14 protein-coding genes and 1 pseudogene are annotated in these 15,035 nt (G+C 47.9%); 3 read left to right on the forward strand and 12 right to left on the reverse strand.

Going from position 1 to position 15,035, the window contains the following annotated elements; translation table 11 throughout:
- Positions 1-79: 79 nt before the first annotated feature.
- Positions 80-1,543 carry an alpha/beta hydrolase domain-containing protein gene (locus tag DW743_RS10445; protein WP_117761447.1) on the reverse strand — a complete coding sequence of 488 codons (1,464 nt, stop codon included), beginning with the start codon at positions 1,541-1,543 and terminating at the stop codon, positions 80-82.
- A gap of 369 nt (positions 1,544-1,912) precedes the next feature.
- On the opposite strand from DW743_RS10445, the gene DW743_RS10450 reads away from it, so the two are divergent.
- Positions 1,913-3,184: a prolyl oligopeptidase family serine peptidase gene (locus DW743_RS10450; RefSeq protein WP_117761448.1), complete on the forward strand. Its 1,272-nt coding sequence runs from the start codon at positions 1,913-1,915 to the stop codon at positions 3,182-3,184.
- 116 nt (positions 3,185-3,300) lie between these two features.
- On the opposite strand, the gene DW743_RS10455 is transcribed toward DW743_RS10450, so the two are convergent.
- The 7 genes from DW743_RS10455 to trkA form a co-directional block, all read right to left on the reverse strand.
- Entirely contained in the window at positions 3,301-4,104 is an 804-nt protein-coding gene (locus DW743_RS10455) for an alpha/beta hydrolase (protein ID WP_117761449.1), read from the reverse strand.
- 113 nt (positions 4,105-4,217) lie between these two features.
- Positions 4,218-4,430 carry a small, acid-soluble spore protein, alpha/beta type gene (locus tag DW743_RS10460; RefSeq protein WP_117761476.1) on the reverse strand — a complete coding sequence of 71 codons (213 nt, stop codon included), beginning with the start codon at positions 4,428-4,430 and terminating at the stop codon, positions 4,218-4,220.
- A 240-nt stretch (positions 4,431-4,670) separates the two neighbouring features.
- Positions 4,671-4,955: an HPr family phosphocarrier protein gene (locus tag DW743_RS10465; protein ID WP_117761450.1), complete on the reverse strand. Its 285-nt coding sequence runs from the start codon at positions 4,953-4,955 to the stop codon at positions 4,671-4,673.
- A 136-nt stretch (positions 4,956-5,091) separates the two neighbouring features.
- A complete protein-coding gene (locus tag DW743_RS10470) occupies positions 5,092-6,468 on the reverse strand; it encodes an MATE family efflux transporter (protein WP_117761451.1) in 1,377 nt (458 codons plus the stop codon).
- 160 nt (positions 6,469-6,628) lie between these two features.
- Entirely contained in the window at positions 6,629-7,708 is a 1,080-nt protein-coding gene (gene hisC, locus DW743_RS10475; protein ID WP_055220840.1) for a histidinol-phosphate transaminase, read from the reverse strand.
- Positions 7,709-7,871: 163 nt separating this feature from the next.
- The gene (locus DW743_RS10480) at positions 7,872-9,314 is read right to left on the reverse strand and encodes a TrkH family potassium uptake protein (RefSeq protein ID WP_117761452.1); all 1,443 of its coding nucleotides are present in this window, start codon (positions 9,312-9,314) and stop codon (positions 7,872-7,874) included.
- A 15-nt stretch (positions 9,315-9,329) separates the two neighbouring features.
- Positions 9,330-10,760, reverse strand: a complete 1,431-nt coding sequence (gene trkA, locus DW743_RS10485; RefSeq protein ID WP_264466079.1) for a Trk system potassium transporter TrkA — start codon at positions 10,758-10,760, stop codon at positions 9,330-9,332.
- A 114-nt stretch (positions 10,761-10,874) separates the two neighbouring features.
- On the opposite strand from trkA, the gene DW743_RS10490 reads away from it, so the two are divergent.
- On the forward strand, positions 10,875-12,698 hold the full coding sequence (locus DW743_RS10490) for a S8 family peptidase (RefSeq protein ID WP_055220843.1): 1,824 nt from the start codon (positions 10,875-10,877) through the stop codon (positions 12,696-12,698).
- 209 nt (positions 12,699-12,907) lie between these two features.
- Here DW743_RS10490 and DW743_RS10495 read toward each other — a convergent pair whose 3' ends face one another.
- From DW743_RS10495 to DW743_RS19075, 4 genes are all read right to left on the reverse strand, one after another.
- Entirely contained in the window at positions 12,908-14,047 is a 1,140-nt protein-coding gene (locus DW743_RS10495; RefSeq protein ID WP_055227801.1) for a type II toxin-antitoxin system HipA family toxin, read from the reverse strand.
- Entirely contained in the window at positions 14,034-14,312 is a 279-nt protein-coding gene (locus DW743_RS10500; protein ID WP_055227803.1) for a helix-turn-helix domain-containing protein, read from the reverse strand. The genes DW743_RS10495 and DW743_RS10500 overlap by 14 nt, the downstream gene beginning before the upstream one ends.
- Before the next feature lie 358 nt (positions 14,313-14,670).
- The gene (locus DW743_RS19070) at positions 14,671-14,802 is read right to left on the reverse strand and encodes a hypothetical protein (protein WP_334295184.1); all 132 of its coding nucleotides are present in this window, start codon (positions 14,800-14,802) and stop codon (positions 14,671-14,673) included.
- Positions 14,799-14,912, reverse strand: coding sequence for a DUF6783 domain-containing protein (locus tag DW743_RS19075; RefSeq protein WP_416388108.1), 114 nt, complete (start codon positions 14,910-14,912; stop codon positions 14,799-14,801). Before DW743_RS19075 ends, DW743_RS19070 begins: the two co-directional genes overlap by 4 nt.
- Between DW743_RS19075 and DW743_RS18950 the strand changes: the two are divergent.
- A pseudogene (locus DW743_RS18950) lies at positions 14,862-15,023 on the forward strand (DUF6783 domain-containing protein); the annotation flags it as partial. The gene DW743_RS19075 and the pseudogene DW743_RS18950 sit on opposite strands and share 51 nt — an antisense overlap.
- Positions 15,024-15,035 lie beyond the last annotated feature (12 nt).

A 15,035-nucleotide genomic window follows, 5' to 3' on the forward strand; every position in this document is an offset into this window, starting at 1 on the left:
TTTTATGGTTGTCGTTCACTTCCGGTGAACGGCAACCTTTATTCTGTTCAAAAGCCGGCTGTATCTGTTTGTTATTTTTTTATTCCAGCCCGCGTTTTTTTGCAAGCTCCACGGCAATCTCAACCAGCTCCGCCGCATCCTCGCGGCAGACAAAGCCTTTCGTTACCTGCTCTTTCGTGTTTTTCTCCGCCATTTCCCGGTAATGTGCCAATGTTCCATACAGCTCTTTTATCATTTCTTTCGAAAACGCCTGCTGATAACCGAACAATCCTTCTTTTTCCGATTCCGGATCCAGGAAATTCTGGCCTTTTTCAATATCGCTGGTATTGCTGTATCTTCCGGTCGGATAGTCAAGGAGGCAGGTACGCAGTCCACCGATTGTATTTCCGAAAGCATCCTTTTTGTTCTCTCCGTTGCTGTCAATCGCAATCCGGTCACAGTGCGCCGGAGCTGCGCCTGTCCGTACCCAGGTAAAGAGATTCCGAAATGCTGCCGCAAAAAGAATCTGGGACGGATAGTCGTTTCCTTCCTCATTTTTTCCCATATAAAATGGCAGATGATTGATCCGCACCAGATCCGGATCGTTCTGATAGTAGTCCACGTAGCTATAGGAAGTGTCATGGCTTGCACCCGTCATATCATACTGGCGGAACAGGAACTCCGGATCATCGCTGTCCGGCTGGGCAATGCGCCATGCTTCCATTCTTCCGTTTTCACTCTCCGTCTGCACAGCGATAAACGGCTCGCGCGCCTTTTCCACACGTGTCAGACTGTAATGGTACGGAGCCATGGTTTCATACTGGTTGACCGGAATACCAAGGGAATGGACTCCGCCACCGGAAAGATAGCCATCAAACACACGCGCGCCGCGTGCTGCATCCGGGCGGTAGGCAAAGCTGTTCAGATAGCGGAAAAGATAGGATCCCGACTGTGACCAACCCGTCAAATAGACGTATTCTCTTTTATATTCCCGAATCGGATTCTGCTCCTCTTCACCTCGCAGCAGCCACGCAAGATCTGTCAGCATATCCCAGAAGAGCCCGGTCTCATAGTCGTGATTCAGATCGCCAAGGCCGCCTGTGGCCTGCAGTCGCTCCGAGAACGGCACATCCGGCGTCGGGTTGGCCCAGGAAAGACGGCCGTAACGCTTTTCATCAAACTCTACCATTTTGGCGATCGTATTCGGTTTGCTTGTGATTCCCACATAGATATCTCCGTCCCGCACAAATTTCTTCCAGCCGAGAATCCACATGCGGTCAATCTCCATAAAACTCGTTGGGTTGATGATCTCCACTACAACGTTTCCGCTGCATTTTGCAGTGTCCTGCGGTGCACGGACGATGATGCGGTTTGTATACGGCGCATCCACAGTGCGCACACGGACGCCGCCGCGCTCGTCTGCAGTCTCATAGACATTGGCCGTTCCATACATATAATATTCCTTCTCCACATAACCGCGCTCCGACAGCTTCAGGTAACGCTCCGCACTGGCAAACGGATAGCTTTCTTTCGTTACCGGAATCTCCTCTAGTCTTGTAATCATCTCGTAAAACCTCCCTTTTACCTTGTATAATTTTATTATTTCATATCGCTTCAACGCAGAAAACAACGATTCTGCGGTTTTTTGACACTTTTCTGCGGTTTCTTACGCAGTGAAACAGCAATGAAAAAGCATCTCCGTGCAAATTTATCTCTGATTTGTACTTTTTCTTTTGAAATGTCTGTAGTAAACTGATATTGTCGGGCAGAAAAAAATTCTACCATTACCAATACCGTCTTTTCTGCCCATGTAAACAACTGTACTCTCAAGCTTTTTCTGTACCTGATTTTGTGAGATGATTTTTGTCAGTCGCAAAAGCGAGTGCAGAAAGACGCTGAGCGTACATTCCGTACCAAAGGAGGGTTTTTACAAATGAACGGAACTTATTATACCATTACCGAAGTTTTTGATTTCGGTCCGCATATTTCGAAAGTAATTCTGGATTATGGCAAAAGCATGAAGGGTGCGGCCCCATCTCCGGAGCAGTTTACGGTACACGTTACCCGTACATCCACCGAGGGCGAGGATTTTGTATGGCCGAATTTTATGGGCGACAAACCAGATGACTCGATGGACGGAATCCGCCGCGTTTCGAACGTTTACGTTTCTGATAAAACCGGTGCACCGTGCGAGGACGGCACCTGCCTGACGCTGGAGCTGCCGTGTTTTATCATGGAAGGAATCGGCTCGATCATCAAATTCAATGGTAATTTTAATGTATTTGTCAATGTCGCTTACGATGTGACACAAGTCTCTGAAATTGCAACAGACGATGGTGCCATTTCTCCGCAGACGTTCGACGTAGACGGCGGAAACCGCGTCATCTACGGTGAATGGCTCAAAGAAGACCGCTACGAGGATCCGCAGATTCCGCTCTCCTACGTTTACTACGAGCCGGAAATGGATGCGGATGAAAAAATCCCGCTGATCATCTGGCTGCACGGCGCAGGTGAGGGCGGACAGGAGCCGCCGATTGCAGCAATCGGAAATAAAGTTGTAAACCTGATTTCCCCAAAGGTTCAGAAAATTTTCGGCGGCAAGACCTACCTGCTCGCTCCGCAGGCTCCGACCATGTGGATGGATGACGGAACCGGCGAATATACCAAAGACGGTTCTTCCAAATATACCGAAGTTCTCGATGCCCTGATCGGTGCTTTCGTGGATGCCCATCCGCAGATCGACCGCTCCCGCATCTACATCGGCGGCTGCTCTAACGGTGGCTTTATGACCATGAAACAGATCATTTTCAACCCGTCCCGCTACGCTGCCGCATATCCGGTCTGCGAGGCTCTGGCGGATGCATTTATCTCCGATGAAGACATCCTGAAGCTCAAAGATCTGCCGATCTGGTTTACACACGCAAAAACCGACCCCGTTGTCGTTCCGGATGACTTTGTCGTTCCGACCTATGAGCGTCTGGCAAAGGTCAACCCGAATGCACACTTCACCTACTGGGACAAGGTACTCGATCACACCGGAACACAGAAAAATGCAGATGGCACCCCATTCGAATACATCGGCCACTGGTCCTGGATCCCGATGCTGAACGATGAATGTGTTCTTGATTATGACGGCAAACCGGTTATGACAGACGGAAAAGAGACTCCGATTCTGGAGTGGATGGCTGCACAGAAAAAAGCGTAATTTTATAAAACTGTATAGCACACTTCAATGAAGTTTCCTGTAAAATCAAAAAAATGGTGCGGAGACGCCTCCAAAGAGGTTGTCTCCACACCATTTTTCTGTTTTCATCGGCCTTATCAGATCTGCCGCTTTCCACCAGCGGCATAGCCGTCGGTTCTCGGAATCCATTTTAGAAACTCCTCGACTGCCAGATTCCAGAATCTCCACTCATGGGTGTATCCCGGTACGGATACCCAGGTGACATCCACTCCATTTTCCTTCAGATAATCCTTAAACTCTGTATTAATCTCATACAGCATATCCTCTTCGCCGCAGGTCACATACAGTGGCGGAATCTTTTTTCCGTCCGCAATAGCTTTTTTCACCAGCCATTTCACATCGAGAGGACCGTCAATCAGACCTTCCACTTTTTCCGGATCGCCCACCGGCATGACTGCGCCGGAGAAGGAACCAATCGCTGCAAACCGTTCCGGATTGGAAAGGCCGTGCAGCAGTGCGCCGTAACCACCCATCGATAATCCTGCGATATAGCTGTGCTCCGGCTCCGCGGAAATCGGGAAGTAATTGGTCACAAATTCCGGAACTTCTTTTGCTACGAAATCGAAAAACGGTTCGCCGTCCAGAGAATCATGATAGAATTTGTTTTCCCCCGAAATCATTACAACTGCCATGTTTCTCTCTTCTGCAAACAGTTCCACATTCGTATAACCGGTCCACTGTGCGTGGTTGTTTCCCATACCATGCAGTAAGTACAGCACCGGATATTTTTCTTTCACCTCATGTGTCGGCGGCACCGGGTTCTCCTTTCCCGGCATTGGAAGCTGCATTGCTTCCGGAATCGTCACGCTCGGAAGAACGACCGTGATATCCACGGTTCTTTTTAACGCATAAGAAATAAAGTTACATACAAGTTTTGCCATTTCTCCATTTTTCTCCTGTCTTTAGAATTTTTATTGACCTTTTGCGGCCCCATGCATTCAGTATAAACCTTTTGTTCTGATATTCCAATAGACACGAATTAAAAAGGAACCGGTTATCTTTCTCCTGCTTCTTTCTGCTCTTCCGCCGCCATCTGCCGCTTCCGCCGTGTCACAAGGCCGCCGATCCGCCCCGTCTCTTTTGCAGTGAGCGACCGCCAGCCATCGTTCAGCACGCGGTCTAAAAGCCCCAGCTCGCCTGCGATTTCGTATTTCATCTTTTCTTCCTCCGTCATATGTCCCAGATCAATTTTCTTCTGCTTTGCCATTTTGTTCTGCACTCCTTTTCTCTGCATTTTTTGCTTTATTCAGAGTGTGAACATTTTTTCCGGCCTTATACCTCCTGTTTAGGAAACTTTTCTGACGATGTGTCTGCGAAACCGACCACCGCAGCTTTCCCGAAAGCGTATTTGAAAAAACCTCGCTTTTTGAAACACGGTTCGGTTTCCCATTCCGTTTTTCAAAAAGCGAGGTCCTTTTCTTTATTTCTATTCTATGTTCCTATCTCCTCACTCCGGCGTCTCTCCGAGCCCGCTTTTAATTGCGGCAACGGCCGCCTGAAGTGCTTCCTCTTCATCCTCCCCGCTGCTGCAGATCTCAATAGTGTCTCCCTGCCTGATTCCTGCGGCGACGATACTCAAAATACTCTTTAAATTAACCGTTCCCTGCATCCCGTTGTTTTCATAGGTAAACGACATGGAAGATTTGTACCGGCTTACACTGTTTGACAAATTTACCGCGTTTAAAAGATGCAGTCCTGACGGATTGACAATCGTTACTTTTTCACTTACCATCTTACGTTCCACCTGTCTTTCCTTTGTAATCCGCTCATTTTTCTTTGAAAAATGGCTACTTACTCATTTTTTGACCTTTTGACCCTGGTATCATCATAGTATAACACAGTTTTGTTAAAACAGTTTGAACATTCTGTTAGATACTCCTCAATTCTTTCCGCTTACTCAGCTGACTGAAGAACAGGTAATAAATAAAGTATGCAATCGTTGTGATTACCCACGACAGCGGATAGCAGAAGGCCGCTCCTTTTAAGGAGTGGAAATGCGGCAGAACCGCCGTCATCCACACGATACGTACTCCGCAGATTCCTATTCCGGTGATAAACATCGGAATCCATGCGTCTCCGACACCGCGGAGTGCACCGGAAAGGATTTCGATGGAAATATAGGTGAAGAAGGTCGGCACCAGGAAATGGATCAGTCCGTGACAGATTTCACGCACCGCCGTATCTGTGGTAAACAGAGAAATCAGGGTATCGCCGATAAACCACATAAACACAACCATCAGACCCGTCATCAGGAATGCCATGATCATGCTGGTGCGCACACCGCGGTGTACACGATCCATCTTTTTCGCACCGTAATTCTGACCGACAAAGGTTGTCGCCGCAATACCGAGCGCATTGATCATCATCCAGAAAAGACCGTCCACCTTACCGTAAGCCGCCCACGCAGCCACATTGTTGGTTCCAAGCGAATTGACGGCAGACTGAATGATTACATTCGATACCGAGTACAGAATCGACTGTACGCCTGCAGGAAAACCAATGCGGATAATCCGTTTCAGCATAATCCAGTCAATGCTGATTTTCCGCAGATGAAGCCGGTAAATATCTCTTGTCCGCATCAGGGAACCCATAACAAGAACCGCACTGATGATCTGCGACAGAATGGTTGCAAGCGCCGCACCCATAACACCCATCTGCAAACCGACAACAAATAAAAAGTCAAGCACGATATTGGTCATACAGCAGATGATCAGATACAGCAGCGGACGTTTCGAGTCGCCGACCGCACGCAGGATACCGGAACCCATGTTGTAAATCAGGTTTCCGATGGTTCCAAGGAAATAAACACGCATATAAATCAACGCATAGTTTACAACGTCATCCGGCGTGTTCATCAGTTCGAGCATCCATCTCGAGCATCCAATGCCGACTACCGTCAGCACAATACCTCCGAGAATGGAAAAGGCAATGGACGTATGTACTGCCCACTGAACCTTGTCCTCTTTATTGGCTCCGTAATGCTGTGAAATAACAACTGTCGCACCACTGGAAAGTCCGACGAAAAATCCGACCAGCAGATTGATCAGTGTACCTGTCGTTCCGCCGACCGCCGCAAGTGCCTGTTTTCCGAGAAAGTGTCCGACAATCATGGCATCTGCCGTGTTGTAAAGCTGTTGGAAAAACGTTCCGAACAGAATCGGCAGGAAAAAGATCAGAATCTGCTGCCAGATAACACCTTCCGTAATCTGATTTACCTTTACTACTTCTTTCTTCTCTTTGTTCATACCCAAATACCTTCTAAAACTGCCGTCGGATCTCATGGCTGAGTCCGACGGCAGTCCCCCTTTAAAATTTTCTTCTGCTCCTTTGCAGATACTCTTCTTCTGTTTTATGTTTTCAGCTGCTTCATCCCTCTTGCCAAGCGGATATTCGCAATCCGCTTCGCTACTTGCTTGATTCAGTTAAATAGTCTTTCAAAAAATCAAACAGCGTCTGCATTTCTTCCCGCGTACCAATCGTAATCCGCAGATAATTGTCAATGCGGGGTTTCTCAAAGTAACGCACATAGATGTGGCGTTCCCGGAGTGCCTGGAAAATCTTCCTGGCCGGTACGCTTTTGTGCGTTGCGAAAATAAAGTTCGATTTCGAATCTTCGAAAGAAAATCCCAGCTTTTTCAGCTCTTCCTTCGACCACTCTCTCGTTTCCACCACTTTTTTCACCGTCTTGCGGAAATATTCCACATCGCGGATCGCTGCGGCTCCGGCTGCGATCGTGGTCTGATTCATGGTATACGAATTGAAAGAATATTTCACATCATTCAGATACGAAATCATCTTCTCATTTCCGATTGCATAGCCGATGCGCATGCCGGCAAGCGAACGGGATTTTGATGTTGTCTGCACAACCAGCAGATTTTCATATTTTTCCAGCAGCGGCTGCGCAGTGGCTGCTCCGAAATCGACATATGCCTCATCTACGATCACAACCACATCCGGGTTATGCTGCAATATCGATTCGATCGCAGAAAGCGAAAGCTCCACACCCGTCGGTGCATTCGGGTTCGGGAACACAATTCCGCCATTTGGATGGTTCTCTGCAAAATACTGCTCCGGCACAATGCAGAAATTTTCATCGAGCGGGATCTGCTCGTACGGAATACGGAATTCCTCCGCCCAGACATCGTAGAAGGAATACGTAATGTCCGGGAAAAGAATCGGTTTGTCAGAGTTAAAATACGTCATAAACGCCATCGCCAGAACATCATCCGAACCGACGCCGACAAAAACCTGCTTCGGGCTTACGTGGTAGACATCCGCGATCGCCTGCACCAGTTCTGCCGCGGTCGGATCCGGATAGAGACGGAGGGTATCCTCTTCTGCTACCCGTCTGATCGCCTCTGCGGCTTTTGGTGACGGCGGATACGGATTCTCATTCGTATTGAGCTTAATCATATCAGCCTCATGCGGCTGCTCGCCCGGTACATACGGCACAACTTTTCTTACATTCTTTTCCCAGTTACTCATAAGTTCCTTCCTTTCTGCCTGTGGTCAGGAAATGCACCCTGACTTTATTCCGTCTTTCTGTTTTTTTTGGAAAACCCTGTGAATCGTAACCATTTTTTCTTTTCCTTCTGCTCCCGGCAGTTTCCCGCCGACGCAAAGTCCCTTTTCTTCCCGGTGAACCGCTTTATCCTCTCTTCTTCCAGGTAGACGGATAGAAAAGAATCAGCATCGGAAACAGTTCCAGACGGCCTGCCAGCATATCAAAAATCAGAATCAGCTTGGAAACCGGACCGTATCCAAAGAAGTTACTGGTCGGTCCTACCTGGTCAAGACCCGGTCCGATGTTGTTCAGTGTTGCGGCAACTGCCGTGAAGTTTGTCTCGAAGGAAAATCCATCCACACTGATGATCAGCATGGAAAAGCTGTAGATCACCAGATAAACAATCAAAAATACGTTGATCGCCCGCAGAACCTCATGCTCTACCGGGTGATCGTCGAAACGGATGCGTTTGATACTGCGCGGATGTACGATCGAACCAAGCTCTTTTTTCACGGTTTTTAAGAGAATCAGGATTCGCGAAACCTTGATTCCGCCTCCCGTTGAACCGGCACAGGCTCCGATGAACATCAGCATCACCAGAATACATTTTGACAGCTCCGGCCAGAGGTCAAAGTCCGTCGTGGAATAACCCGTTGTCGTGATAATCGATCCAACCTGGAAAAAGGCAGTCCGCACCGCTTCACCGATGGAATGGTACATCGGATAGGTATTCCAGGAAATCACGCCTCCTGCCAGAAGGATAATCAGGAAATACGCTCTTACCTCCTGGGACGAAATGGCGGCCTTTCCCTTTTTGCAAAGCATCAGATAATAAAAGTTAAAATTCACACCGAACGCAATCATGGCGATTGTCAGAATCCACTGCTGCAGTGGTGTGTACACTGCACAACCGCTGTTCAACACGGCAAAGCCTCCTGTTCCGGCAGCTCCCATGGCGAGTGTGACAGAATCAAATGTCTTCATGCCGGAAAGCAACAGGGCAGCAATGGTAAAAAGTGTCATGCCAAGATAAATCTGATACAGAATTTTAGCGGTTCCGCGCACTCTCGGAACAAATTTGGAAACAGTCGGTCCCGGGCTCTCTGCCTTCATCAGGTTCATGACGGAACCGCCCTTCATCGGAAGCAATGCAAGAATGAACACAAGAACGCCCATACCGCCAATCCAGTGGGAAAAGCTTCTCCAGAACAGGCTGGCGTGTGAAAGTGCTTCCACATCGCTCAAAATGCTGGCTCCTGTCGTTGTGAAACCGGAAACGATCTCAAACAGCGCATTGATATAAAACGGAATTTCCCCCGTAATTACAAACGGAACCGCTCCGAAAACACCAAGGACAACCCAGCTTAACGAAACGCAGACAAATCCGTCGCGGGAATAGATTTCCATATTGGACGGTTTTCTGAAGCAGAGAATCAGACCGGCCGCAATGCAGAGCAGTCCCCAGATAAGATACGCAAAGCCTGTCTTTTCCTGATACATGGCTCCGACCAGCGCCGGAAGTAGCATCAGCATACCTTCCACTTTCAGCACCCAGCTGATGACAAAACGAATCATTTTATAGTTCATAATCCGCTTCCCCCGTTACTCTGCCAGAATCTCATGGATATCCTGAAGACCGGTTTCCGTTGTTACGATAATGACGGAATCTCCTGCCTCAAAGGAATCCTGTCCACCCGGAATGATGACCTTTCCCTGTCTGTTAATCGCTGCTACCAGAAGGTTTGGCCGTGTTTTCATATCCTGCAGACGGATGCCGATCATACGGCAATTCTGGTTCACGATAAACTCAAGAGCCTCCACACGGTCTTCCATCAGCTTATACAGCGTCTCAACGTTGCTTCCGATGGAGTTTTTCATTGCCCGGACATACTGCAGAATGTACTCTGCGGTGATGTGTTTCGGGTAGATCAGGCTGTCCAGGTTCAGGCTGTGGATAACATCATTAAATTCCAGATGGTTGATTTTCGTTACAACCTTTGAGGATACCTTCTCTTTCGCATACAGCGACAGAATGATGTTTTCCTCATCCATATCGGTGCAGGCCACAAAGGAATCCATATTCTGGATGCGCTCTTCTTTTAAGAGCTCCTGGTCACTTCCGTCACCGTAAATAACGGTTGCATCTGGCAGTGCTTCGCTTAAAACCTCACAGCGATCCTTATTTTTCTCGATAATCTTGACATCGACGTTCATATTTGCCAGTGATTTTGCGAGATAATACGTAATTTCACCGCCGCCGACGATCATCGTATTGTGTACCTTGTTTGTATGAACACCAATTTTCTTAAACAGGCTCTCTGCGTTCTGCGGTGTGGTAATGATGGAAAGGCTGTCTTTTGCCTGGATCACAAAATTTCCATCCGGTATGTAAACCTCGCCATTTCGCTCAACAGCACAGACCAGCAGACTGTACTGAAGCGCTCCGGCCAGCTCACGCAGCGACATATGGACAATTTTCGATGTTTCCGGCACTTTAAAGCGCAGCATTTCGATTCTTCCGCGGGAAAAGCTGTCGATCTCAATCGCAGATGGGAACCGCAGCAGTCTTGCCATTTCCATGGCGGCCGCGTGCTCCGGGTTGATGATCATGGACAGACCCAGCTTTTTACGGATAAATTCTCTCTCCTCCCGATACATCGGGTTTCGGACTCTGGCGATGGTGTGACAGTCTGCCGCCTGTTTGGCGATGACACAGCAAAGCAGGTTCATTTCATCACTTTTGGTTACGGCAATCATCAGATCCGCATGCTCAATATCCGCCTCCTGAAGCACCTGATAGCTTGCTCCGTTTCCTACAATTCCCATAACGTCGTAGGTGTTGGAGACGTTGCGGACGACAATACTGTCTGTGTCAATGACCGTCACAAGGTTGTCCTCGCGGCTCAGCTGGGCGGTCAGTGCGGTTCCGACTTTTCCGCAGCCCACAATGATAATTTTCATGTTCTCTCCCTTCAATGCAAAAGCATTTTGCGTAAAATAGTAAAGACCCGCCAGGCGGCATCGTAAAACCATTTTTCGATGCACTCCAAAAAGCAGATCTGTACCCCTATTGTACGATGGCGATTATATCATATTTCCCGGAAAAGCGGAATAGATTTTAACAACATTTTGGACGGAGTTTTTGTAATGACTGATCAAAAAAGGGAAAACCTGTTGAACCTTGCGCTGGCCGCAACGGAAGTCGAACGGCGGCGTGTGCCGGAGCTTTCGGCAGGTTATAACTCTTACAGCAAAACATGGGAAGTAATTGTACAGTATCAGGGAGACCTGGCTTTTCTGGAGGGGCAGGGAGTTCGTGTGACGCTGCTGCTGTTTTCGTATGCCATTCTTCTGGTTCCGGAGTCCCTGATGGATTACGTGACAGGACTGCCGCAGATTACCTATCTGGAGAAACCGAAATTACTTTATTTCGCAGATGCATTTGTGCGGAGCATATCCTGTATTACGCCTGTGCAGGAGGGGGTTATGGGTCTGTCTGGGAATGGGGTGCTGCTTGCATGCATTGATTCAGGCGTGGACTATGCGCATCCTGATTTCTGCGCACCGGACGGGACAAGCCGAATTGCAATTTTATGGGATCAGACGATTCCGGGGAATCCTCCGATGGGGTATGCTCTTGGGTCGGTATATACACGGCAGCAGATCAATGAGGCACTTGCATCTTCTACGCCGGAAGAACGGTTTGCCCTCGTGCCGTCCCGCGATGTAACGGGGCATGGGACAGCGGTGCTCGGAATCGCAGCGGGAAATGGGAGATCCTCGGCATATGCGGCCATGCGGGGCGTGGCACCGGAAGCAACACTCGTGGTCGTAAAGCTTGGGAATCCTGATCCGGCGGATCTGCCGCGGACATCGCAATTGCTGCAGGCGGTGGATTTCTGCGTAAGATATGCACTTCTGGTGGAGCGGCCGCTTGTGATTAATTTGAGCTTCGGGAATAATTACGGTTCGCACAGCGGGGATTCCTTACTTGAAACGTATTTGAATGCAGTGTCAAATTTAGGGCAGAACGTGATCTGTATCGGGGCAGGAAATGAAGGGGATACCGGACGCCATTATGCCGGGAACCTAAAGTCGGATCGCAAGTCGTCCGGTCAGACGCAAACAGTCCGTGCGACATCTGATCCGGCTGCGACGTCTGCGGTCTCGGCAACGGCTGACCGCGCTGTCTCCGTCGAATTTCAGGTCGGTGCTTATGAATCCTCGTTCAGTCTCCAGATCTGGAAGGTTTATGGGGATGAAATCTCGATCGAACTGATTTCCCCCGGCGGCATCCGCTCCGGCACGCTCTCTCCTGTCCTCGGCACGGCGCGTCTGACGCTTGGTCCGACAGAACTTCTCCTGTTTTATGGCATGCCATCCCCCTACAGCCAGGCGCAGGAAATTTACCTGACCTTTCAGGGCACAGGAAACCATCTGTCCGTCGAAAACGGCATCTGGACCTTGCGTCTCACCCCCGGCCGCCTGATCTCTGGTTCCTTTGACCTCTGGCTTCCCGGCGGAAATGCCATCGGTCTACAGACCCGCTTCTTCTCTCCCACTGCCGACACCACACTCACCATCCCTTCCACCGCCCGCTCCGCTATCACGGTCGGTGCCTATGATCCCCGCCTCTCCTCCTATGCCAGCTTCTCCGGCCGCGGCTATACCCGTATTCTCCACGAAATCAAACCTGATCTCGCCGCCCCGGGTGTCAATATCCCAGCTCCCCGTTCCGGCGGCGGCTATGCTTCCTTCACCGGCACCTCGTTTGCCACGCCTTTTGTATCGGGAAGCGCCGCGCTTATGATGGAATGGGGCATTCTGCGCGGAAATGACCCGTTTTTATATGGTGAAAAACTGAAAGCTTATCTCATTGCAGGTGCAAAACCCATCGCATCCGAGAGCGAATACCCGAACAGGCGGGTGGGATGGGGACGACTTTGTTTAGAAAGTAGCCTGCCAGATTAAAGTTATTGAAGGATTCGATAGAAGAAATAAAAGCGCAATGTAAAGAGTTAAACGACAAATGAGACATATTTTTATCTCTGTACTATCTTGTACTTTGCTACGAAAATAAAACTCGTAGCAAGGTACTTATAGTGTTCATTTGTCGGGCAACTCTTTTTTATTTAACTGTTAATAACTTGCTGTTTAAAATTTTTTGAATGCAAAGAGAATCACTTACCCAAAAGATATTCTTCCAACATTTCCTTTACTTTTTTCTCAATTTCGTCTATGATCTCTTCACACCTTGTCTTTTTCATCCCTGCACCAGTTCCTACCGCCAGTAACTCTTTTCTGCCTGGATTTCTTCCATTTCCATCTACTGACGTAGTATGTTCGCCATAATACGTATTACTGTAAGTAAGATCATATGCCGGACTTAAATGCCATTTATCTTCGTCTGCTTCGTACAAATACGTGAAGTTCTTCGAATGATCATCTCTGTTATGTGCAAAAACATTGAAACACATTCGGCGGAACATATTTTCAACATCTTCATCGCAATTGCGTGTCATGATTTTTGTCAGTTTCATTAATCCATGATAGTCCAGACTTGGCTGCTCAAAATCCAATTCCAGAATTGCAGCTGTCGTCAACATGTGCACTTTCTTTTTCCCTTTCAAACAGTTTCTCCTGTCAAACCTTTTAGTTCCAAAATATCCTTTACATTTTTCTGATGGAAACAATCTCGTTTCACTCATCATAATTCCGCAGGCCTTGGCACAGCAGGAATAGTCATATTCCATTTTTCCTGCATCTTTTCCGTCCACATGCGCTGGAAATTTGATAATCCATTCTTCATTATCAATGGTTGTCATGATTTTAGGTCTTGCTCCGCCGCTGGTACCTCCCAGCAGATACAATTCGTCCAGTTTATCCGAATACTCTGTATTCAGTATCTTTTGACACTCTTCCGCCAGTTTGTCCAGATCTGCACTGCTCTGCTCCTCTGGAAAATTCTTTTCCGGGTGATATGTCAACGCTCCCATCCCCGATGTGCCCACAATCGCCAGACGATCCAGTACGGTCAGTTCATCCGGATTTTGTTTATGTGCCCGTAACAGGCGATCCAACAGTAATCTGCCCCAATGATCTGGAAGACTGTCCGCAAAAACCCCAAATAATCCTTCAAAATGATCCTTAACTGGAACAAATACCTGTTTTTGCAAAGGCAATGAAAATGGGTTGATCGAAAATCCGGTTTCCAGCCATTCATCACTGTACTGAAATGCCACTTTGTGGTCTGCCGTCATAGCTAATGTTCCCACCGTTTGATCCTCATAACACACCTGCAGTACTTTATCTTGTTTCATTGATAACCTCCTGAATATCTTTATACGGTACCTGCGTGAAAATATTTCTGAGCTCATCTGCAAGATCCAGTGCGATTGCAATTTTCGTTAAAGATAACAGGGAAATTTGTCCTGTCGTTTCGAATCTTTTGATTGAGCCGTAACTCACTCCGCTTATAGATGCTAATTTTTCCTGCGTAATTGAACGTCTCTTTCTGATTTTTCTCACTCGCTGCGCAAGTTTTTGATCCAGTTCTTCCGGAGTTTCCCATATAAATTGTTCCATTTTTTCCCCTTCTTGTTACAGATTATATGTTATCTAAAATATCCTGTTTTTATTCAAAACAGATTATATATTATCTATTCTATTTTACCACTCACGTGCAGAAAGCACAATGATTTCCTGCCCTGTTTCCATAAAAACTCCACCCCGTTTTTGTAACTGCAGATAAATTTTGCATCTCCTTTACTCTATAGGGATAATTTGCGCTTTTTTGACTATCCGGTAGTATTTGTTTCAGAGTAAGTAAAAAAGCCTCTGCCGGGCAAAAATTTTGCTTTCCGGCAGAGGCTTTGCTGGTCAAACGGATATTCATGCAAGCATGATTCGCGATTTTTCTTCCATTTCGCATGGCTTGGAATCGTTACAAATACTGGCTGAATTCCACTTTTTCTTTATTTGGTCCTTCGATCGTGAAGAAACGGACGCCATTTTCCCAGAACGGAAGGAAATGTACTTCATCCTGCGTCGTATTCAGACCGGCCCCGGTAATCATTTCGTGAACTGCGAGTCCCAGTTCGTGGGAGATTTTATCCGAATAAGGGCGGCGTAGCGGGCTACGGCAACCGAATGAGGGTAAAATATACCGCAAAGTGGAGCTTGCAGATTGCGGAAATGATTTTTCAGACACGCTCTAGCACCTTTTTTCTCCACACAAAGGCTTGCAACGGCGTTTCCAAACCGGGCAAACGCTGCCAGTTCTTCCTGCGGCTGTAAAGATATGCTCCA

The sequence above is a fragment of the Blautia sp. AM28-27 genome, from assembly GCF_003480905.1.
GTDB classification, from domain to species: domain Bacteria; phylum Bacillota; class Clostridia; order Lachnospirales; family Lachnospiraceae; genus Fusicatenibacter; species Fusicatenibacter saccharivorans.